Source organism: Lysinibacillus agricola, assembly GCF_016638705.1.
Taxonomy (GTDB): domain Bacteria; phylum Bacillota; class Bacilli; order Bacillales_A; family Planococcaceae; genus Lysinibacillus; species Lysinibacillus agricola.
Genome location: NZ_CP067341.1, coordinates 1,437,708 through 1,460,196, shown reverse-complemented (window position 1 = coordinate 1,460,196; position 22,489 = coordinate 1,437,708). Strand labels below are relative to the sequence as shown.

Sequence of the window (22,489 nt, the reverse complement as noted above, 5' to 3'; positions counted from 1 at the left end):
ATTATGCCTCGGCATAATTGCGTCTGGAATCGGCTTTGTGCTTAGGCTTGCAGATGTTTTTTTGCGCGAAAGCGTAGCGGCACCGATGCAGACAGGTACAGGTGTTTTGACACCCGCTGAAAGAAGTTAAATTATTGTTGTCCTTCATAATAGAACGTCGTTACTTGTACGGTAGCTTTTAAAGTTAAATCGGCGTCCTTCTCTAACTGATCCTGTTCACCTGGTATAGTAAAGTTAATGGCATCCGTTTTCATCACGCGCTCTAATTGTTCAATTTCCTTTAAAAAGCTTTCTAGTGACTTAAGGTCTAAAGCAGCGACCTCCAAATTAAAGGTGATTAATTTTAAATTAGCAGGAAGTGATTCCTTTGCAATAGAAGAAATGAGAGATTTCTCCTCCGTATTTTCTTGCTCACCATTGACTTCTGCATCCGCTTTTTCAAGCATGTTCGGATCAGGGACATCTGATTGTGCTACAGATGTATCATCATTATTAAAATTCATTGACTCAATACGTGTCCCTGATACTTCTTCAATCTCAGCTAAATCTAAAACAACCTTTTCAATCGCTCTTGTTTCCGGTAGTTTTTGTCTCATCGTTAAAAGGTTTGAGGTTGGTACTCCTTGCTTTTCATCTAATTTAGCTAGTTGCCCATTTAAACTAGTAATTTGTTGTTGAAGTTGCTTCACATTGCTTTCTTTCGATTCAACTTCATTCATTTTAGGTAAAAGTAAATAGTAATATAAAGCAAATAAAATAGCGGCTATTAAGGCTATTAATAGCATAATAGATGATTTTTTACTACTTGTTAGCTTATTCATGGGCGTTAACCTCCAGCTAAGAACATTTGATCAATGGTCGCTGTAATTAACACGGAGTAACGAGGAACTTCTTTAAATTTTTGTTCCGGTGTTAGCTCCTTTTGTCCACCCACTTGCACATAAAAGTTAGAAATGGAGTTGATTTGTGCATCTGTAAAGTAAAGACTAGCTAAAAGTCTCTCTACATATTTAGAAATGTCAGGCATTGATTCGAAGTCAACTGTAATGTTAATTAAATCTTGCCCAAATTCATAGCCACGTAATTTCGAATAGGCTGGTAATAATTTTTGTGTTTCTTCCATTAATGGAGTAACTGGATACGAAACACTCTGCACAAATTGCATGGACTCTTCCAATGATCCTTGATTGACATTTTGTTTTGTATCCAGCTCTTGCTGTAATTGTTCAACCTGTGTCGTTAGAGACTGTTCTTCCGCAAGTAGCATGGAGAGATCACTTTTCGCCGTAAAATATAAAAATATTAAATATGTAACGACAATACCGACTACTAGGATAAGCAAACTATAGAAGAGCTTTGGAGCGTCTGCCCTTTTTTCAAGCTGCGGTAAAAGGTTAATATCTGGTACCATCATTTAACCTCCTTTAAAGCTAAGCCAAGCAACGTTGAAAATTCCTTTTTAAAAGCCGGAAAAACTTTTGCTATTTTTGCACCATCAACAATTGTCAAAGGTGTCGCTAAATTAGAAGCTAATAAATTACTAATGGATGTTAGCTGTGGATTATCACCAAGAATAATGATTTCATCCACTGATTTTTCACCTTTATGTAAAGAAAATTTAAAGAAATTCATCATCCGATCAATTTCTAAAACTTGGTCCATTACGACCATATGATAATCATCGGTTTTGTCACTATATTCAAATTGATAGCTAAATTCATCTTCTTGTTTGCCCTGCCATTGCGATAAATTAGTTTCAATCGATTGATAACGTAAAAATTCAACTTGTCCCTGTGAAAATATACTGATAGAGAGTTCATTTATTGACCAGTCAGCAATTAAATAGGTTTTGTCCTGAGCTAACAATGACATATGCTCCAATAATCGAATATTACATAATGCCCGAATATCCACAGCTTCAGGATCTAACGAAACATCTAGCAACATGCCAACCATTTTAGTAATTTCCTCTGACGGTGCTGCAAATAGCATGGCCTTACCATCCTCAGGATCGGCATCATAAACATCTATAAGTGGTTCTTGGAAAGGTAAATGAATGGCGTGCCCTAACTCCATCTCTGCATAACCACGCAATTCAGCTGCTTCAATATCTTTCGGGTGCTCAAAACTTTTTAAAAGCACCGTCGTATCTGGTACAAACATACGTACAGGCTGTTTTTTCCCCGTCCATTTCACTACCTGTTCTTTTATAATTTCAAAAAGTGCTACCTCATCCATAATTGTCGCATTTTCAACGATGCTCTCAGCTAAAGGATATTCATATCCCTCCCACTGACTAGGCTCTGGTCCTTTCGCCACAATCGCACGAAGCACATAATCCTTTAATTCAATTGAAACATGCGATTTTTTCTTTCTTCTAAACATGTGAAAAGACCTCCTTATCCTATTCAATGAATTTCCTTAATTAGTCATCCATTTCCCAGCCAGAAACGTTAGAGTTAACGTTTCTGAATGGGTTGGGAGGACTGATTGTTGTACTGATTTTCTTTAACTTCCACTTCCTCCTGTACTTGCTTCTGTTTTAACTCCTGCTTTTGTTAATTTTTTATTTAGTTCATTTTCAGTTGTTGTCTTATCTGTCATTTCGTAATCTGGCAATTTAATATCTTCAAATCTTGGATATTTGATTGACCATTCTTTTTTTGTTTTGTCATAAGTCACTTTAGTACCTGTTGGCAAATCAACACCTTCTACAAAATCTTTTAATGATGATTCATCACATGCTTTTGTATCACCATCACAAACTCCGTCAGCATAAGCAATTTTTGCTCCTGCAAGGATATTCGAAGCTTCCGCTAAAATTGCACGGTCTTTCGATTTATTAATGATATTACCAATCGCTGGGATAGCAATCGCCGCAATAATTGCAAGAATTACAATTACCGCTAATAGCTCGATTAATGTTAAACCTTTCTCATTGTTAAGTCGTTTTTTGTTTACTAATTTTTTAAACATAGTAGGTTTCCCCCTTATATTTTTTATTTGAAGTGTAATAACACGAACTTCCTTATAAATTTTCTAAATCTATCATTATTTAAATTATTACAAAATTACATATTTTCATATAATTGGAACATAGGTAGGAAAATAGCCGCCACGATAATACCGACAACAAAAGCGAGCACGAGTATCATAAGGGGCTCGACTAAAGATTTCAGTGTATCGACAGCACGATCTACTTCTTCCTCATAAAAATCAGCAATTTTCTCTAGCATATAATCTAGTGAACCTGTTTTCTCACCAATGGAAGTCATTTGAGTAACAAGTGGTGGAAAGAGCCAGCTTTTTTCGAGTGGCTCCGATAATGTCCCACCCTTTTCCAAATTATCACGAGCCTCTAAAACAATTTTCCCAATTACAGGATTACCAGCAACTTTTTCAGCGATGGTCAGCGCCTGTAGAATTGGCACCGAGCTACTAAAAAGAGTCGATAATGTTCGAGTCATTCGGGCTATCACATCTTTTTGCAACAGCTGTCCAAATATAGGCATTCGTAATAGAAATACATTGACTGTAAAATGAAACTCTTTATTATTTTTATAGAAAAAGTGAAATCCAACTACTATCACAATAAGTGCTAAAATAACAAAGTACCAGAATTCGATAAGCCAATCACTAATCCCTACGACGATAACTGTAATGAATGGCATTTCCAAATCCATATCCTTAAAAGCTTCCATAATTGTTGGTACAATAAAAACCATTAAAAACATGCCAACAACTACCGTTAAAAATGATAATATTGCTGGATAAATCATAGTAGATTGTATTTTCTTCTTAATTTTGTACTGTTTTTCAAGTGTGCCAGCTAAGCGATCTAATGTATCATCAATACTTCCTGTCACCTCACCTGCACGCATCATGTTCACAAATAGTACAGGAAACACTTTTGGATGTTTACTTGCTGCATCTGAAAATGATGTACCGTTACGTATATCTTCTTCCACCTGCTTCAATGCCCGTTTTAATGGCTTACTTTTTGTTTGTTCACCCAAAATATGTGTAGCCTCTACAACTGATACGCCTGCACGAATTAAAGTTGCATATTGTCGACAGTAAATAACAAAATCTTGGTGCTTAACCTTTGTTCCAAGAGATATATCTTTATGTAAAATACTATTTGATTCTTGAAGTTCTCGTGCATTAATGCCCTGTGCACGGAGTTTTTCCATGGCTACCTTTTTATTTGGCGCATCAATTATGCCCTTTTTAGGAGTACCTGTTTTTGTACGTCCACTATAACGAAATACCGTCAACTATAATCACCAGCGTTCATATAGGGTCTTGCATCCTCTAGAGAAATTTTCCCTGTTGCGATTAAATGCTGCATTGATGATTCTAGTGTGTGCATGCCCAATGCCTTGCTTGTCTGCATAACGCTTGGGATTTGATGAATTTTTTCGTTACGGATCAAGTTTGAAATGGAAGGTGCTTGTACTAAAATTTCTGTTGCAGCGATACGCCCTTTTACATCTTTACGTACAAATAATCGCTGTGAAATAATACCTTGTAGCACATTCGCAAGTTGCACACGAATTTGACTTTGCTGATGTGGTGGAAACACATCAATAATGCGGTCAATTGTTGTTGGTGCACTGCTTGTATGTAGTGTTGCCATCACTAAATGTCCCGTTTCAGCAGCTGTTATGGCTGTTGAAATCGTTTCATAATCTCGCATCTCACCGACCAAAATTATATCGGGATCTTGACGCAATGAAGCACGCAGACCATTCGCAAAACTCATTGTATCTACACCAACTTCGCGTTGATTAATCATTGATTTTTTATGCGCATGTAAATATTCAATTGGATCCTCCAACGTAATAATATGCTTCGAACGTGTCTCATTTATATGATCAATCATTGCTGCTAATGTTGTCGATTTACCGGAACCGGTAGGACCTGTTACTAAAATCAATCCTTGTGGTTTTTCTGCAAGCTTATACAGAACCTCTGGCATATTGAGTGATTCTATCGAAGGAATTATTGCTTCAATTAAGCGAGCCGCAACCGTTACTTCATTGCGTTGATGATATGCATTCACACGAAATCGACATTTCCCAGGCAATGAAAAGTTAAAATCAGTCTCACCTTTTTCTTCAAATTCTTGCTTTTTATGATCTGGAAGAATATCTTTTACCATGTCTTTCAGGTCTTCTGTCTCTAATGGTATCGATCCATATTGTTCAAGCTTTCCATGAATACGATAAACAGGTGGAATGCCTTTTGTTAAATGCAAATCTGATGCTTTTTCTTCAAATGCTCGTGTTAACAATTCTACAATTGAGTATGCTGTCATCCCTATCACATCCTAGTCTGCGCTTGCCACGCGTAAAATTTCTGATGTGGTCGTTTGGCCTGCTACGACCTTTAAAAGTCCATCTACTAATAATGTGTGATAACCCTTTTGCTTCATATAATCTTGTAAAACCATATCCCCCATGCGACTTAAAATCATGTCCTTTACTTGTCGATCGACTGGTAAAATTTCATGAATAGCCATACGTCCACGGTAGCCAGTATGATTACAAGCGGGACATCCACGCCCCTTCCTACCATGAGTCACACCCTCTATGCCATTCTCCTCTAGTATTTCAAGTTCACGTGTAGTAAATACATAAGGCTCTGCACAATCTCGACAGACTCCACGTACTAATCTTTGCGCCATAATTCCTATAAGTGAAGAGGATAAAAGAAATGGTTCAATCCCCATATCATGTAAGCGTGAAATGGATTCTACTGCATTGTTTGTATGTAAGGTACTTAACACTAAATGTCCTGTGAGTGAAGCACGAATTGCAATTTGTGCAGTTTCAAGATCACGAATTTCCCCAATCATCACAATGTCAGGGTCCTGTCGTAAAATCGAACGTAAGCCGACCGCAAATGTTAAACCAACCTCTTCCTTTACTTGGATTTGATTGATGCCATCTAATTGATACTCCACTGGGTCCTCTACCGTAATAATATTTACTCCCTCCTCATTTAAATGAGTAAGAGCAGCGTATAAAGTTGAGGATTTCCCTGAGCCCGTTGGTCCAGTTATCAGCATAATGCCATTTGGATGTGCTATCATTTTGCGGAAAAGAGCTTCATTGCATTCACTAAAGCCTAATTTATCAATATCATTTGCCGCAGTTGTTAAATCTAAAATCCGCATAACGACCTTCTCCCCATAAACGGTTGGCAATGTGGATAATCGAATATCTACAGGTCTGAAATTAACATTGGTCTTAATACGACCGTCCTGTGGAATACGGTTTTCAGTAATGTTTAAGTTACCCATAATTTTAATACGAGCAAGCACAACATTTTGCATATGCTTTGGCAATGATCGTTCGGTACGAAGAACACCATCTACTCGATAGCGAACACGTAGTTCCGTTTCTTGTGGATCAAAATGGATATCGCTTGCTCGCTGTGCTACGCCATTCGCTATGATCTGATTTACTAATCGAACAATGGGGGAATCCTCATTTTCTATTTCTTCCTGAGTGTCAGTCCCAGTCGTTCCTATATCTAATAACGCTGCATCCATGGATTCCTGTAAATCATAATATTTTGTAATTGTGCGATATAAATCATCTTTGGCCGCGATACTCGTCTCTATTTGACAGCCGGTTGTCATTCGTACTTCTTCTATTGCAAAATAATCCATTGGGTCTTCCATTGCGATAAATAATTTATTTTTCTCTTTACGAATTGGCATAATATTTGTCCGCTTCGCAAGCTCTGCTGGAATTAGTTGCAATAATTCAGGACTTATAGAAAATTGATTTAAGCTAATATGTGGAATACCAAGCTGAAATTCTAGTACTTCAATAAGTTGTTGCTCTGTTAAAAAATTCTCCTTAATAAGAAAATCTCCTAACTTCTCATCTTTCATTTTTGTCAATAATGCGTAATCCAATTGCTCATCTGTAATTACGCCGGATTCAACAAGTAAATCTCCTAAACGTTTACGCCCTGCCTTCGCTACCATGTACTTCCCTCCATTCACTACGGACTTGTTTGTACAAAATTGCCACCCTTGTCATAGTAACCATAGACAATTTCAGGTCCATCTTCTTGTGTAGAATCGACTGTAGTTGATGGTGCAGTATCTGGTAAGCCATCGCCATCTAAATCCATTTCTAAATCCGGATCGGTTGTCCCTTCATTTTGTGTTGAAGCAGTCACTAAGACAGGTTCTCTTGATGAACGAGTCACTATCCGATTTTGTGGTGCATAGTACTCTTTGCTTACTAATTGTTCTTTCGTTGCACCATTCTCAACAATTGAACGGTAAACCTCAATACGAACACCTTCTTGACCTTCTTGCTCTATACGTTCTTGACCGGCCTTTAACTCATCCGAATAGCGATAAATAACACGTGGTTTAACAATTTTATCTTTGCTTACACGAACTTTTATTTCCTTGTCCTTTGTTGCTGCAAAGATTTCTATTTTTAATTTATTTCCCTCAAGCGTTGTTTTCAGTTTCCCAGGTTGATTTGATTTATTAATAAACTGGAGGTCTTTTTCTAAAAAGGGATTTACATCTGCTCCAATACCTTGTTGTAAGTATGAAGGTATGATTTGTTGAGAATGACGCTCTAGAATTTCATAGTCGGTTTGAAGTAATACACTATAAAGTATGGATGCAATAAAATTTAGGCTTGCTTCATTTACCAAATTCGATTGTTCACCTAGTAAAGCAAGAAATGACATAGGTTGATTTGGAACGATTAACACATCATTTAATAATGACGTAATTTTGGATATGTCTTGTACCGCTCCAGGTACCTCAGCAACTTGAAAAGCAATTCTTTCCTCTGCTTGCGTGAAATCCTTCTTGACGACCGCTTCCATTTCATGATCTTTTAAATTGCTTGCCTGTGTTGTTATTTGAAGAAGTGTTTTTTCTGTATCCCAGGCTCCAACTGACTCAACTTGTTGAACTACTGTTTCGTTAGCTGTTACTGGAATCGGAATATGTACAGCTTTGTCCTTTTGCCAAAATGCATACCAAGGCTTTTCTGTCAATGACTTGTACTGAGTAATTACTGAAGATATATCAAATGACAAATTATTAGATGGAAAAGTAATACTTACCTCTCCTGCATTTACAGTAATAGGTGTTTCAGCCCACGCATCAATGGCTTCTTGAAGCTTCATTTCTAACTCATTTTCTTTTAGATTACCTATTTCAATATCGCCGATTGTCGACAAACTACTATGTCCATTTGCAAATACAGTACTGTTTTCTAGCATAAGAGATAGGCTTACACCAATTAATGTAAATAATAAAACAATTGTTCCTACTATTTTTTTTATGTATCTGTTCATCGACACTCACCTTCCGTTAAAATCCTTTATGAGTAAATGTCCTTATTAATTATTGCCTTTACTATATAAAAAATACTATAATTCAATTACAAAATACAATACTTTTTCCGTAATAAATTAGTAAAGTACTTATTTCTTTTTAATTAGTTTCAAAAAAACATAAAGAAAGAGGTGATAAGACCTATAAAACACAAATAATTATCGAATTTTATTAAAAATATTCGACACATTCAAAACACTTTTGCCTCTTTACAGGAAGGTATATCAAACTAGCTGAAAGTATAATAGATATGTAAATTTTCCTTATTCATGTAAATACATATATTTTTTCACTAAAAGAAAAAGGAAGTTAGAATGGATTGATGCGTAGAATTTTATATTTTATTGAAGAATGGAAGTGATTTTATGTTTATAAAAAAAAAGCAACAAGGATTTACACTTGTTGAAGTTCTTGCTTCGCTCGTAATCATCACGATTATTCTACTGAGCTTTTTCTCATTTTTTATTAGTACCGCGAAAACAACGAAGACATCCAGCACCATCTTTGATGCTACTTACTATGCTCAGAAGGAAATGGAAGAGCTTTATAACATTACTCAAAGTACATTAATCAAAAAAAATGATACTAATATAAAAAAAGAAAAAGATATTATTCTAGCCGTTTCAAGGATTGGTTTTAAACAAGATGTGGATTCCTTTACGAAAGAAGGCGAAGTATTTAACTATAGACTTAAGATTAAATATGAGGATTTAGATAGAAATTTAACTCGCTTTACTATATATGCATGTGAAAAAGGTAAAGCATGCGAAAACGCTGCTATAAAAGCTCAAATGGAGAGCATCTATGAATGGAGGCTAGATAATGAAGATACATAAGGAATCTGGCTTAACACTTGTCGAAGTTTTAGCCGTTATCGTCATTTCAAGCCTGATTGCCCTAATAATTTATTCTGTCCTTTCCCAAAGCTCAACTAATTATCACAAACAAGCTGAGACAAACAAAAATATTAATGATGCCGCCTATGCTTTAAAGGTGATTACAAAAGAAATACGTAAAAATCCAAATACTGTTTCTTCAAACTACCGTACAGAATTAACTATTAACAGAGGATTTGAAGGAGAAATACAATTTGTTTTAGATAAAGAGAAACAAAGCATAAATAGAAATGGTGTTATTTTCTCTACAGGTGTTCAGGATTTTGAAATTAATTTTACTGGGCAAGCCATTACAATAATAATTACAAATGTACAAGGTAAAAAATTTTCTGCTGAATTATATTTAAGAAAGGCGGGAACAAAGTGAGACAAAAATATTTACTAAAAAATGAACATGGTTATACTTTTCTAATTGCCCTCTTCGTTATTGTTTTAATTTCAGTACTAGGGCTCGGATTAATGTTCATAACATCAAACACATTAAATATTACGAAACATGAGCGCAATGACCAATCTGTATTTTATATTGCCGAGGCTGATTTAAATGTAAAGAGAGCAGAAATTAATAATGAACTTGAGTCTGTCTTAATTCCGTTTTTAAACAAGTATAATAATAATGCGAATTTTGATATAGAAAAAGATGGGGATAAAATTGAAAAAGAATACCTCGAGTTAGCAGATGAATATTTAACTCAGAAAATAAATGGACTTGAAGTTGAGAAATGGGCTGAAGTTGGGAAATGGGCTGAAGTAACAAATTACGAAAAACAAAAAGGGCTTCAACCTTCATCCCAGGTAACATTAATAAAAGATCAACCATATACTTACACCTTAAAATCCGAAGCAAAAATTGATGGAACGTCTAGAACACTATCACAAACCTTTACGATCAAAAAACCTGTGAAGGAAAAATCCGAAGATGAAGAAGTTCCACCTTCCACTAACTATAATTTCTGCTATGGCATGTTAACAAACTCATTTACAACAACGAATACACTAAATACTGATGCTGACATTGTTTCATTAAATGATTTAACAATTAATAATACAGGTACTCTCGGAAAGAATATTTATGCAAAAGGAGCAATTACATTTACTAATACATCCACTATTAATGGTGATGTCATATCATTAAATAATATAATTATTAAAAATGGAGCAACATTTAATAAAGATATAATTTCTAAAGGCAATATAATAGCTAGCGGTGGTTCTCCACGTATTAACGGTAATATTTTTTCTATGGGTAACATTAACCTTAAGGTAGGCATTGATGCAACAAAAACAGATGGATTTGTATATGCCCATAAAAACTTTTTAAATGAAAAAGGTTCCGATATTAGCGGAGTGATATTCGGGAAAGAAAGTGTTAAAGATTCGACAAACTGGGCTACGGGTTTAGGAAGAAAAAGATATTCGATGGGGGATATTATTTATCATAAAGGCGATAGTACTACTAATATTAAAGCTGAGAACGAAGAAAAGTTTAATCAATATTTAGCTAGTGAAAATGTAGATTATAACTACTATTTAAATAAATTAAGTGATAGGCACGAAACCCCGAACAATAACAACTGTGAAAATCAGTCATTTGTAAATGCGCAAATTCCCGAGCTTCCTCCATTTCTAAATGTTGATAGCTCAAATTTTGAAAAGATAAATGACTTATCACTTAGTGGAGGCCAGGCAAAAATAATTACTCTAACTAATAATAGTTATATTAAAAACGTCTCCATTAACAGCAATTTAACTTTAACGATTGATGTTGGCAATCAAAACAGGACTCTTGTTATTGATCACTTAAATGCAAGTAACGGACATATTCAAATTAAAGGTACTGGTAAATTAAATCTACTGGTGAAAAATGATCTATCTATTGTAAATTTTTCTAGTAATGAAAGAAGTCCTTTTGATACAACAGTTTACTACGAGGGACCTAGTGCTATAAATGTTTCTAAAAAATTTGAAAGTAACTTATATGTCAAAAATAGTGCTGTAAGTATAACTTCTGATGGTCATATTTCAGGAAATCTATTAATTGCTAGTAATAAAACTATGGATGTCACTGGAAATACTATGTTTGGAAATGAAGATCACCATAGTGTTATATTAGTTCCTAATGCTTCTTTAAATTTCAGTGGTAGTTCACAGATTTTTGGAACTATCATAGGAAATAAGATTGATGCAGTTGGCTCAAACACGCGCCATAAATTTGATAAATCTAAATTAAATTTAGATCTATTTTCTCCATCAGAAAAACAAAAATATTCTACAGATGGTGACTTTATTAATCCTGATGCACCAATAGAAACTTCGTAGACTTCTAAGTGCTGAAAAGAATATAAGAAATCCGAAAGAGTTCTAGCCTATTTGTCTGAAGATTTTAAAAGAGATTCCAAAAACTTTTGGAATCTCTTTTTCTTTTTATTTTTTCAACAACCTACCCGACAACAGCAACCCAATCCCACCTATCGAAATAAACAGGATTGCTCGTATTAATAAGTCTAAAGCGGATAAATCAAAGAATATAAGCTTAATAAACGCAATCACTAAGATGACAAAACCTGTTAGGCGTAATGTTTGTAAGTTACGCACAGTGCTAAGCCATAGCGAAATACTCGCTGTCAGGAATAATGTGATCGTTGAAAAGGCAATGCTTAGTTTCCAATCAAGCAAACTATTATAGGAAAGTTGGTATATGAGACCCCAAACCGATATCATCGTAAGCACAATACCTGCACTTACAATTTGGTCTAGAAGTTTCTCTGCTTGCTCTTGATAGATTTGATAAATGCGACCCTTCATCAGTACATCAATCATAATTGCTACGATCACAGCAATATACACGATTCTTGTTACTATATTTAGCCACTCGACACCCTGCATATTGTACGGAATAATTTCAAGCATTACGGTGAAGAGAACGAAAAATCCACTAAGGACTGGCGTTAATGCACGACCCTTGTATTTTGTTGGTACTAAAAGTGATCCCACGAATAGTAAAGCGAGGATCAAACACGTTAGATGCGGGATATTACCAACACTTGCAAAGTACGTTCCATCCAGCTTTCCGATATAGGCTAAGAAATAACCAGCCGTAATAACCGCTACAATATCAACCACATACATTTCCTTCATAAACTTTTCGAAGGATGTCAGTGTCTCTTTTGGACGTCTCGCATATACATAAATAATTAGGAGATATATTCCCGGCATTATCAAGCTAACATGATCTATGCTGAACAATGGTGTCGGCTCATGAATAATAAAGCTTAAAGCGAGTGCAATCGCAAATAAAAATGAGCCGACAACCTTCATCATACTTGCTCGCAAACGTAAACCCATCATAACGCCTGCAAAGATGATGAATGGGATTAATAAATGATCCACTTTCTCTGGTAAATTCATAACTAGTAGCGTATTACATAGTGTAATAAATGCGAGTGTTACGGCACTATCAAATGCCTCCTGCCATTTTTGCTTATAGCCATAACCCGCTAAAACCGCAAATAAGATGACTAATATGAGTAATAGTGCTTCGTTATATTCAATAAATCTAATGATAAAGTTCATGAGCAATAAACTAAAGGTTCCAAGGCTAAATTGGAGTCCAACATGAATATGTTTCCATTTAGACTCTGCATTATATAAACGGCACCAACTCGTGTAAAAAATAGATAGGACAACAAGCAAACCTATTGCAAAAACTGCTTGATTGTCATCGTTCATAAACGCTACAATGCTGACAGCTAGCACAGAGAAAAAGGTTGCTATATAGAGTGCCAATTTCTGCTTGTGGTGATGAATGACCAATTGCAGCATCGTAAATAGCACAATCACATAGATTAAAATAATAACAGGACTAAAATCCATATATTCTAGTAAATAAGGTAGTAATAGTGAGGTGAATGCTACAAACACTGTTAATACCTCATTTTTCTTTAAAAAGCTAATAGCAATACCGTAGCCGATATAAACAACGGCAATAACAAGTGCCATCGTTAAACCTATAATTTCATACAATATTGCACTAGCGGCTGTTGTTAATATCCCAACAATAAATGCCCCGCCGTATAAGGAAATTGTTATGGCTGGTGATCCTATTTTTTTATGCTCCAACACATAAGCTATTGCGGCTAAGGCAAGAGATAATGCATAAGCGAGGATGATTTTAACCTCGTTCGATAAAAAGCCATAATCACTCACGAGTTTAAGGCCCCAAAGCACCCCCATCACTAAAATAACCATAAATAATTTTGGAAGTGCCCACATAATACGCTCCTCCAATGTTCGCTGTGGCTGCATCTTTTTTTCTGGAGCTGTCATTGTTTTTGGCTTTGGATTCGGATTTGGATTCGAATTTGGCTTTAGGTTTTGCGCTGGTTTTGGCGTAGATTGCTCAATCATGGCTTTTCTGGCACTTAGTGTACTTATTTTTTCAACAGATTGTTGACGCTTTAAGTCCTCTAATTCCTGCCGTAAATCCATCATTTCCTGTTCGAGCTTGGCAACCCTCTGTTCCATTTCAAGCGACATTCAATCATCCTCCCCACTTCATCAATTTTTTAACATTATAACACATTTATCCATATTGTAAAATTACACTTTAAATTTATTTTTACTTCCCTTTTATCTAGGTCTTCGATACATTAAGGCACGTTGACTATCACTGGTTCCCCGTGTAGTTGGATCTACGACAATCCCCATTAAAACGAGAATTGATAATACGGTATTTAAGACGGACGTTAGCTGCTCACTCATTGCACTCGTTAAATCATAGCCAAAAATAGCTGCTACTTGCTGTGCGAGTAATAAAATCAATGAAAATATCGCCAGTAAAAACGGTTTATGCTGAAGACGGATCTTCCAGTTAATTCTCATAAACGCTCACCTCCCCCCTTCTCATCCACAGTATATGCTCCGCGGTAACATGGCACATATGCAAAAATGGAGCTATAAACATGGAATTGGAAGGATTCTTTTAAATATTTTTTTGTTGTGGGAGTTCCATCTATAAATGCGCTTATAAGTATGTACAAAATGCTCATATAACCATGGACATTTTGCTCACCAATGTATATGACAGCTTCACTTGGAGTGGCGAGCATGATAGCCTTGTTTGGCTAGTCAGCTCTTGTAGTAGCTGGGTTTTGCCTGCCGATTCATGCAGTAGAAGTCTCCATGTCGAATTGTAATTAATCATTCACATGAATAGAGAAGCTATTTTGAGCGAAAGTGTACCTGCTTAGACAAGCAAAAATGTACATCTCGATGCTGACATTTATACCATCAAAGATTGTCATACTTCCAACAGAAGAATACCATAGGAAACATATGCACCTTCTCTAAATTATTAAAAATTTTCAACCCTCTATATCAATGTGTTTTACTGCGAATACTTTACTCATATAAATAGTTAGGTACAACTTGCTAGTTGATGCCTTCAAATTTACGTAAATGTGGGTGATTGAAATGGTGTATGAGTGGAATGTTTTGAGGGCAATTGCCTGCATATCTATCGTGTTATTACACGTTACAACCAATATGGAAATTATTAACGGCTACATCGACAATCCGTACTATCAATTTTTAGATTAGTATTATGTTTTGCGACGCCAGCCTTCATTCTATTGTCTATCATTATTTTAGCTAAACGCTATCAAGCTGAGCTGCTCCCAAAATTTTTACGCCGGCGGTTTCAATTCGTTTATATTCCATTTGTGGCGGCTAGTATTTTATACGCAGTAAACGCAGCGCTTCATTATGATGAAAGTTTTTGGAATGCGCTTTATCGTCATATTGTTTTAGGAGATTTTTCAGGATGGTTTGTCATGACAATCTTTCAGTTATACATTCTGTTCTTTATTATTAAAAAATGTCAGCTATCAAGCGTCTGGCTAACTCCTATTTTACTTACACTCGCTATTTTATATATGATTCTTGTAAAGCTGAATGTTGATTTCTTTATAGAAAATGATAATCTTGTTCGTTTACTATTTATTGGTTGGCTTCCTTATTTTACAATTGCTTATTTAATCGGTACACATTATAAATGGGTTGCCTTAAATATTGTTAAATACAAATTCGCAACGCTAGTTTTCGTTATTCTTTCAACATGCATATTGGCTATAAACTATAATTTGGGAGCTACTGAAATCATATCAAGACGATTAGATATGATTTTGCTTATCATTTCGATAACTTTGTGCATTTTAGCATGTGGACAAATTACGCCGAAACTAAAAATCATTAATTTAGTAAGTCAATATTCATTTGGTATATTCTTGATTCATTGGCTTATCCAAGAATATTTAGTTCCATATACAGCACAAATACCTACAACCTTAATAAATACAATGCCTAAAAATCCTATATAATTTCATAGTTGCACTCCTAAATAAAATTATTTACATTTTATATTAACATTATTTACCATTATAATACATATTTTCTATTTCTTCACTTACTTTTGGTAAATCCATTCCCTTTTCCCAAATCAAAATTTTATCTTTTGGAGTTCCATAATAAATCTTTTTTATCTCCTTACCACGAGCTTCTTCCTGGTACTTAATGTCAATAAAATGATATCTTTTTTCCAAACCGTTATGTGGTTGTGCTTCTTGCTTAATTATTGGTCGTAAAGGAGTAATATAAAAGTTACCTTCCTTATCCATATCGTAATTTAACCTATCCAAACTATAACCATCATTTGTCTCAGCAAAATAGAAAATTTTGCTGTCTGCCAATTGGCTTACATTCTTTATCTCTACCTCATCAGTTGAAACGCTTATGATTTGCCAATTAAACAAGCCAAAATACCCCAAAATGATAAGCGAAAACAATAATGCACTAATAATTATCCCTTTCATAAAGGATTTAATTCTTGACTGATTCCAAAAAGAAGAAATATTTTTTATAACATTACTATCATTTCTAATTGTTTCGATTTCTTCTTTCGGTAATTTAAAATCAGCATTTAATCTATCTAATTCGTTTTTACAATTATGACACCCAACAAGGTGTTCTTCTACCATCCTTTTGCTCTCATCACTGCATACATCGTCATAATACAACGGAAGCATATCTTTAATGATTTCACATGACACTTTATTACTCATATCTATTCCTCCCTCAGTAAATCTTGAATTTTACCTTTAGCTCGGTGAAATGTTACTCTTGCCCAACTCTCCGTTTTTTCAAAAAGTTGACTTATTTGTTTAAAGGACAGTTCTCCAAACACTCTTAATGTAAAAACTTCTTTATAAGGCTCTTCTAAGCGATGTAAGACCTTATGTAAACGGAAGGTTTCTTCTTTATTCACTATCATTGATTCAATGCTATTCTCGCTTATTTCTTCTGGTATATCGTCTGTAGCATATCGCTTTTGTTTATCGAGATAGGTAAAGTATGTATTTTTTGCTATTTGACAAAGCCATACATTGATTTTGCAATTGCCTTTGAATTTATCAATGCTTTTTAAAGCCTTAAAAAAAGTTTCTTGTGTTATTTCTTCTGCTATCTTTTCATTGCGACTTAATGATAATACAAACGAGTGAACATCTCGGAAATATTGATTGTATATACTCTCAAACTCAGTCACATTTCTACCTCCTTTCATAATTAAGACTAAGTAAAGTGAGTTTCGTTACAAAAATTATAAAAAATTGGCAGACATATAGAAAGTCTGCCTTTAGGTCGTATCGTCCTTATTGAAGCAAACTGCCCCGTTAGCCATCCATGTAGCGCAAAAACCAGCGCTACACCACAGAAAATGAAAGATTATTACGTTCTTTCATGGGAGTTTAAGTACATTTCTTCACAAACTTTATAGTGATAGTATTAACATAAATATCCAACACAAAAACCATCTCTCAACTAATTAAACCTATAGATGGGAGATGATTTTAATCAATCTTTATTTAAAATTATCGAGCTTTGTTATAAATTATCAATCTTAATTAAAAGGCTACACCTTTTGAAAGTTCATGATGGCGAGCCCTTCCATATTGTTGATTTTCAATATCTTCCGTACCCTTACTTCTATCTTCCTCACGATAAGGATTCACATAGAAAATATAATTATCTATATTTGATAATTCAATTTCCGCTATCTACTTGTTTCTTCAAAACCAATAAGACTAGGAATCTTTCACAGTATCCGTGGTAGTACTGTCCATCTTCTTTTCCATAATAGTTCATCAAGTTTTAGATTTATTCTGAAAATAAGGTGGCATAATACTTATTCACAGATTCCAACTTTTTTTGTACGGTTCCATTTATTATTCCGGTTCCAACTTTATTTGTTCTGTACAACTACAATTTTTCTTATCAAATGTATTGACAAAAATATCCTTACGTTATATGGTTAGTTACATAAGTAATTAACCATATAACCAAGGAGGTGGATTGTGATTCATTCTTTAAACAATGAAAAGCCCATTTTCCAGCAAATACGCGAACGAATAGAGGATGGAATTTTAGATGGACATCTGCAACCCGAAGATCGCATTCCATCCACAAATGAATTTGCAAAGGAATATCAAATTAATCCTGCAACAGCTGGAAAGGGCGTGAACGAATTAGTGGATAAAGGTGTAATTTATAAAAAACGCGGTGTCGGCATGTTTGTTAGTATTAATGCTCGCGAGATATTAATTGCAGAGCGTAAGGAAAATTTCTTTCAGCAACATATAGAGCCATTAAAGAAAGAGGCAATAAGATTAGGTATTTCAGATGAAGAATTACAAAATATGTTACAAAGGGGTTAACGTATGATAATCGAAGCGAAAAATGTTAGTAAATCATATAAACATAGGGAAGCTTTAAAAAATATCAATTTTTCAATCGAAGGTCCTAAAATCATTGGATTTTTGGGTCATAATGGCGCTGGCAAAACAACATTCTTAAATTTATTATCAGGACTTATCGCTACGTCTAATGGGAGCATCTCCGTAAATGGCGAAAATGTTTTCAATGCACCTGCAATTTTACGTGATATTTGTTTTGTGGCAGAGAGTCGAAACTTTCAAGAGGAGATGACAATAGCACAAACGTTAAAGGCGAATAGCTTCTTTTATCCGAAATGGGATGCGAATCTCGCAATGGAGCTACTAGAAGTTTTTGCTCTAAATCCAAAGGAAAAGGTGCGCAGTTTATCAAAAGGAATGGTGTCTGCGTTAGGAATCATCACAGGCTTTGCGAGTAATGCAGGGATTACGATCTTTGATGAGCCTTATATCGGACTTGATGTAGCTGCTCGTAATACATTTTATGATTTATTGATTGAACAACAAACCGACAATCCAAGACTTTTTATTTTGTCTACACATTTAATTGATGAAGCAAGTGAGCTATTTGAGGAAATACTTATTTTACACGAAGGACAATTACTGTTTCAGAAAACAGCGGAGGAATGGCATGAGCATATTGTTGCAGTAAAAGGTAGTCCTTCTGATGTTGAGCAGGCAATTAGTGGTCTAAAGAGTATTTATAAGCATACGTTTATGCAGGAGCTAACTGCAATTGTATTCACTGATGGTCAATCCATTGAAGGACAGAATATTATGCTTGAACGTGTTTCATTACAAGATATGTTGGTGTATTTAAGTAAACAGCAGAAAGCGAGGACTATTAAATGAATACAGTAAAGGGTAGTTTGTATGTATTATTTCAAAGCTATAAAAAACAAATTATAACTTTTTGGTGCATTTTATTTTCAATCGTCCTATTTTCGCTTTTCATAGATACTTTTTTTGAACTGCATATTTATTCTTTTTCCATCATGATTTCTATACCTGTTTATATCTTTTCCAGTGTCATGGCAGCAAAGTTACTAAATAAAACCTTGTCCTATTTTTTAAGGCTTGGTTTATGCCGCTTGCAATTTATGTTCAATGTGGGGCTCTTTTTCATCTGTTGGAGCTTAGTAGGTGCCTTCATAATTGGTTGTACACAAAAAATAATTACTTTCGTTTCTAACATATTCATTATTCATCCTATTTTACTTTTTAATAATTCCCCATCATTTTTACAAACGATGGCATTTGATACTGTTTTACTGCTCTTCTTCCTAACAGCCGGCCTTTTGCTGAATGTTGTCTTTTATCGCTTAGGAACTATTGGCGGTTACAGCTTTATAGGGTTACTCGCCTTAATTTCAATTGTTACAATCATTTTCAAGTGGTATTCTTCTTTGTTTGACCTACTATCAAATACGTCTACCTTTACCCTAGTAAGTAGTTTATTAGTTTTTAGTATTTTACTCTACTCTATCCTAACGATGGCGATCCGAAATGCTTCTGTAAATCCCGCATAATTCAACTTGAGGGGTTCGACAGTACGCTTTTACGTTAATCAGAAAATGATGCCAAGTCCAAATTAAAGGTCTTGGCATTTTTTTATTGAGAAAGTTGAAAAATTAACCACGATCATCCTCTTGCATTGTATAGTCAATGGAATTGGCGATATCGACTAACACTTCAGGCGTCACCTTATTTGAAACCCTGTTATCAATCCACAGCATATATTGCCAATCTCCTCTTTCAAAGGCAAGAACATTGAAACCTGAGATTTCCATATAGGTTGCTGTTGTTCCGTTTTTCAAGCCGAATGTCTTTACTATATATTCCTTTTTAGATGATAACTTAAACTGAATAGGTCGAACAGTTATTTTATAATGATGCTCAGGAAGTTGATTATTAATAAATGTAACTTCAAAAAAATCATTCATATCACCATCAAGATCATTAAACCGACCAAAATGATGGGTAAAACTAATAGGAGGTACTCGAAGTGGTAGCTTTAGTTCATGATGAAAGTGCCGTTCAAAATCGGAGGCAGCCGCTTCAACCGTTTTATAGCCTATTTCAGGATAAATTTCTTCATAAGGAGTAAGCGAATCATTTATATAGGCATCACTTGGTTGAGAAAACAATAAATAACAGGAACTTAAGCAGAGAGAAAAAATTCTGTCCATTTTATCACCTCAGTATCACTTTAAGTGTAGTTTTTCCCAATTCAATGAATTTATGTGGCAAGTTACATGATGTTCACTGTTATTTATTGTTTTTTTATATCATAAATATTTTAAGGCCTTGGAGGGAACAACACGTATTCACCCTTCTTTCGCGAGTTATTCTCCTCTGACGCGCGGGTATTTTCCCTTTCTTCCGCGGGTATTCTCCCCTGAAGCGCGGGTATTTCCCTTTCTTCCGCGGGTATTCTCCTCTGAAGCGCGGGTATTTCCCTTTCTTCCGCGGGTATTCTCCTCTGAAGCGCGGGTATTTCCCCTGAAGCGCGGGTTTTTCCCCATCTCCCACAGTTAATCTTCCCTGACAAGAAAAAGCAATTGTCCGTATTAGTAAATACGAACAATTGCCTTATTAGTCTAGAAGATTAAATGTGCAACTAATGCTGCGATTGGTAGTGAAATAATTGTACGTAATAAGAAAATAACAACTAAATCAAAAAACTTCAGCGGAATTTTTGTACCTAAAATTAGTCCACCGACTTCAGACATATAGATAAGTTGTGTAACAGAAACGACAGCAATCACAAATCGTGTAGTTTCAGCTTCGATTCCTGCTCCTAAAATGGACGGAAGGAACATATCGGCAAAACCAACAACCATTGTTTGTGCTGCTTCAGCTGCTTCTGGTAAACCAAGCACTGTTAATATAGGCTCGAATGGCTTCCCTAAAACTGTGAAAACACTAGTGAATTCGGCAAGCATCAAAGCAATAGTACCAAATGCCATAACGATTGGTGCTACGCCAATCCATAAGTCCACAACATTTCTGGACCCGTCTTTTAAAAATTGACGTGGATCTCGATTTGCATGTGCAACGGCTAAAGCATTTTTTAAGCCATGTGACACAGAATTATAGCCTTTTGGTAATTCCTCACGCGATAAATCTAATGGAGTACCATCGATATAAGTATCTTCCTTATTAGCAAGCGGATAAATTCGTGGCATAATTATCGCTAACACAAGACCGCAAAGTACAACCGTTAAATAATATGGAATGAAATAGCGTGACAAGTCCACTGTATCTAGTACTACGATGCAGAAAGTGATGGATACAACTGAGAAGCTCGTTGCAATAATAGCGGACTCTTTTTTCGTGTAGTTCCCCATTTCATATTGCTTACTCGTCATTAGAACACCAATTGTTCCATCACCAACCCACGATGTAAGTGCGTCAATCGATGAACGACCAGGACTTCTAAAGAGAGGACGCATGATTTTCACCATCATCGTTCCGAAAAATTCAAGCAAGCCAAAGTTTGTTAAAAACGGTAATAGTAGACCTGCGAATAAGAAAATCGTAAACAAAAATGTTACCAAACCATCGTCTGGGTTCATTAATAATCCACCAGTATTTTCATTGTTAATTGCTGATGGTCCAAAATCAAACACAACCATTGATGCAAATACTAAACCGATTACTCGTACAATTGTCCAAAACCAATTTACATAAAATAATGTATCTAAAATACTAGGTTTCTTTGTATTATTTCGAGGAATGAATTTGGCAATGAGTGAACCAATTGCCGAAATCGCAAACATAATAATAGTAATATAACTAATAACAGGAGCAATAACACCTGCTAATAAATTTGCTAAAATAGCAATTGGAACTTTCCATCCTTCTTCCGTTAAGACCGGTGTCATGAATAATAGGACACCAATAAGAGAGGGGATTATGAAGAAAAAGTATGAAGAAGTAGGGTATTTTTTCATAATTAAAAGCCTCATTTCTTAGTTTTATCGAAGTTGTATACATCAGGCTTGTTAGTTATGTACTGTTAAACCGCCAAGATATGTATATCATTTTTCATAAAAATGGAATACGGATAAAATAAAAAAACATTCCTCTAAAAAGTAACCAAGGAATGCCCAAGTACTACTTTTTTATTATTAACATCCAATACATTAAGCCATACTTCACCTAATGCTCCATTTCAAGCATTTTAATCGATCATTCAATTTCACAAATAGAAGAGTTTCATCATAGTGTAAAAAATTTGTATCGTAAATTCACCCTATACTTTTCTTAAATATAGTATTCATTAATGCTACTGTCGTTATTCCCATATTTTCCACTTAGTTTTGAAACTCTGTATCATCAATTCCATTATAACGGTACTACTCTCAACAATATAGAGAAATTTAGTACCATATCCATTTTCGGAATTGTCTGCA

The 22,489-nt window shown here is 35.0% G+C and carries 23 protein-coding genes; 8 read left to right on the top strand and 15 right to left on the bottom strand.

Features of this window, described 5'->3' with window-relative positions; genetic code table 11:
• Positions 1-131 precede the first annotated feature (131 nt).
• From FJQ98_RS06870 to FJQ98_RS06835, 8 genes are all read right to left on the bottom strand, one after another.
• Positions 132-821 (bottom strand): hypothetical protein, encoded by a 690-nt coding sequence (locus tag FJQ98_RS06870; protein ID WP_053594340.1) that lies wholly within the window; start codon positions 819-821, stop codon positions 132-134.
• Positions 822-826: 5 nt separating this feature from the next.
• A complete protein-coding gene (locus FJQ98_RS06865) occupies positions 827-1,414 on the bottom strand; it encodes a PilN domain-containing protein (RefSeq protein ID WP_241774542.1) in 588 nt (195 codons plus the stop codon).
• Positions 1,411-2,385 (bottom strand): type IV pilus biogenesis protein PilM, encoded by a 975-nt coding sequence (gene pilM, locus FJQ98_RS06860; protein ID WP_201406661.1) that lies wholly within the window; start codon positions 2,383-2,385, stop codon positions 1,411-1,413. Before pilM ends, FJQ98_RS06865 begins: the two co-directional genes overlap by 4 nt.
• A gap of 123 nt (positions 2,386-2,508) precedes the next feature.
• Positions 2,509-2,976, bottom strand: coding sequence for a prepilin-type N-terminal cleavage/methylation domain-containing protein (locus FJQ98_RS06855; protein WP_053594337.1), 468 nt, complete (start codon positions 2,974-2,976; stop codon positions 2,509-2,511).
• A 95-nt stretch (positions 2,977-3,071) separates the two neighbouring features.
• Positions 3,072-4,277 (bottom strand): type II secretion system F family protein, encoded by a 1,206-nt coding sequence (locus tag FJQ98_RS06850; RefSeq protein WP_053594336.1) that lies wholly within the window; start codon positions 4,275-4,277, stop codon positions 3,072-3,074.
• Complete coding sequence (locus FJQ98_RS06845) at positions 4,274-5,320, bottom strand: type IV pilus twitching motility protein PilT (protein ID WP_053594335.1); 1,047 nt, start codon at positions 5,318-5,320, stop codon at positions 4,274-4,276. Before FJQ98_RS06845 ends, FJQ98_RS06850 begins: the two co-directional genes overlap by 4 nt.
• Before the next feature lie 12 nt (positions 5,321-5,332).
• The gene (locus FJQ98_RS06840; protein ID WP_053594334.1) at positions 5,333-7,003 is read right to left on the bottom strand and encodes a GspE/PulE family protein; all 1,671 of its coding nucleotides are present in this window, start codon (positions 7,001-7,003) and stop codon (positions 5,333-5,335) included.
• Between the two features lie 17 nt (positions 7,004-7,020).
• Positions 7,021-8,349, bottom strand: a complete 1,329-nt coding sequence (locus FJQ98_RS06835) for a G5 domain-containing protein (protein ID WP_053594333.1) — start codon at positions 8,347-8,349, stop codon at positions 7,021-7,023.
• A 405-nt stretch (positions 8,350-8,754) separates the two neighbouring features.
• Between FJQ98_RS06835 and FJQ98_RS06830 the strand changes: the two genes are divergently transcribed.
• Genes FJQ98_RS06830 through FJQ98_RS06820 form a run of 3 tightly spaced genes read left to right on the top strand, consistent with a single transcriptional unit; the run spans position 8,755 to position 11,604 of the window.
• Positions 8,755-9,225: a type IV pilus modification PilV family protein gene (locus tag FJQ98_RS06830; RefSeq protein ID WP_201406660.1), complete on the top strand. Its 471-nt coding sequence runs from the start codon at positions 8,755-8,757 to the stop codon at positions 9,223-9,225.
• Positions 9,212-9,652 (top strand): PilW family protein, encoded by a 441-nt coding sequence (locus FJQ98_RS06825; RefSeq protein WP_053594331.1) that lies wholly within the window; start codon positions 9,212-9,214, stop codon positions 9,650-9,652. Before FJQ98_RS06830 ends, FJQ98_RS06825 begins: the two co-directional genes overlap by 14 nt.
• Entirely contained in the window at positions 9,649-11,604 is a 1,956-nt protein-coding gene (locus FJQ98_RS06820) for a hypothetical protein (RefSeq protein ID WP_053594330.1), read from the top strand. Before FJQ98_RS06825 ends, FJQ98_RS06820 begins: the two co-directional genes overlap by 4 nt.
• A 105-nt stretch (positions 11,605-11,709) precedes the next feature.
• On the opposite strand, the gene FJQ98_RS06815 is transcribed toward FJQ98_RS06820, so the two are convergent.
• Both FJQ98_RS06815 and FJQ98_RS06810 read right to left on the bottom strand, forming a co-directional pair.
• A complete protein-coding gene (locus tag FJQ98_RS06815; protein WP_053594329.1) occupies positions 11,710-13,821 on the bottom strand; it encodes a DUF2339 domain-containing protein in 2,112 nt (703 codons plus the stop codon).
• 93 nt (positions 13,822-13,914) lie between these two features.
• Positions 13,915-14,166, bottom strand: a complete 252-nt coding sequence (locus FJQ98_RS06810; protein ID WP_053594328.1) for a phage holin — start codon at positions 14,164-14,166, stop codon at positions 13,915-13,917.
• A gap of 591 nt (positions 14,167-14,757) precedes the next feature.
• On the opposite strand from FJQ98_RS06810, the gene FJQ98_RS27160 reads away from it, so the two are divergent.
• Together FJQ98_RS27160 and FJQ98_RS06805 are read left to right on the top strand one after the other, a co-directional pair.
• Positions 14,758-14,883: a hypothetical protein gene (locus FJQ98_RS27160; protein WP_277815935.1), complete on the top strand. Its 126-nt coding sequence runs from the start codon at positions 14,758-14,760 to the stop codon at positions 14,881-14,883.
• 32 nt (positions 14,884-14,915) lie between these two features.
• On the top strand, positions 14,916-15,662 hold the full coding sequence (locus FJQ98_RS06805) for an acyltransferase family protein (RefSeq protein WP_246494293.1): 747 nt from the start codon (positions 14,916-14,918) through the stop codon (positions 15,660-15,662).
• A gap of 48 nt (positions 15,663-15,710) precedes the next feature.
• On the opposite strand, the gene FJQ98_RS06800 is transcribed toward FJQ98_RS06805, so the two are convergent.
• Both FJQ98_RS06800 and FJQ98_RS06795 read right to left on the bottom strand, forming a co-directional pair.
• On the bottom strand, positions 15,711-16,403 hold the full coding sequence (locus FJQ98_RS06800; protein ID WP_053594325.1) for a zf-HC2 domain-containing protein: 693 nt from the start codon (positions 16,401-16,403) through the stop codon (positions 15,711-15,713).
• Between the two features lie 2 nt (positions 16,404-16,405).
• Positions 16,406-16,885 (bottom strand): RNA polymerase sigma factor, encoded by a 480-nt coding sequence (locus FJQ98_RS06795; RefSeq protein ID WP_053594324.1) that lies wholly within the window; start codon positions 16,883-16,885, stop codon positions 16,406-16,408.
• Positions 16,886-17,693: 808 nt separating this feature from the next.
• Between FJQ98_RS06795 and FJQ98_RS06790 the strand changes: the two genes are divergently transcribed.
• From FJQ98_RS06790 to FJQ98_RS06780, 3 genes are read left to right on the top strand one after another with little or no spacing between them, the layout of a single operon-like run.
• Positions 17,694-18,053 carry a GntR family transcriptional regulator gene (locus tag FJQ98_RS06790; protein ID WP_053594323.1) on the top strand — a complete coding sequence of 120 codons (360 nt, stop codon included), beginning with the start codon at positions 17,694-17,696 and terminating at the stop codon, positions 18,051-18,053.
• Positions 18,054-18,056: 3 nt separating this feature from the next.
• Entirely contained in the window at positions 18,057-18,923 is an 867-nt protein-coding gene (locus FJQ98_RS06785) for an ABC transporter ATP-binding protein (RefSeq protein ID WP_053594322.1), read from the top strand.
• Positions 18,920-19,600 carry a hypothetical protein gene (locus FJQ98_RS06780; RefSeq protein ID WP_053594321.1) on the top strand — a complete coding sequence of 227 codons (681 nt, stop codon included), beginning with the start codon at positions 18,920-18,922 and terminating at the stop codon, positions 19,598-19,600. The genes FJQ98_RS06785 and FJQ98_RS06780 overlap by 4 nt, the downstream gene beginning before the upstream one ends.
• A gap of 102 nt (positions 19,601-19,702) precedes the next feature.
• On the opposite strand, the gene FJQ98_RS06775 is transcribed toward FJQ98_RS06780, so the two are convergent.
• From FJQ98_RS06775 to FJQ98_RS06765, 3 genes are all read right to left on the bottom strand, one after another.
• The gene (locus tag FJQ98_RS06775) at positions 19,703-20,260 is read right to left on the bottom strand and encodes a hypothetical protein (RefSeq protein WP_053594320.1); all 558 of its coding nucleotides are present in this window, start codon (positions 20,258-20,260) and stop codon (positions 19,703-19,705) included.
• Positions 20,261-20,354: 94 nt separating this feature from the next.
• On the bottom strand, positions 20,355-20,603 hold the full coding sequence (locus tag FJQ98_RS06770) for a hypothetical protein (protein ID WP_143114719.1): 249 nt from the start codon (positions 20,601-20,603) through the stop codon (positions 20,355-20,357).
• Positions 20,604-20,671: 68 nt separating this feature from the next.
• Positions 20,672-22,027 (bottom strand): YjiH family protein, encoded by a 1,356-nt coding sequence (locus tag FJQ98_RS06765; RefSeq protein WP_053594319.1) that lies wholly within the window; start codon positions 22,025-22,027, stop codon positions 20,672-20,674.
• Positions 22,028-22,489: the final 462 nt, after the last annotated feature.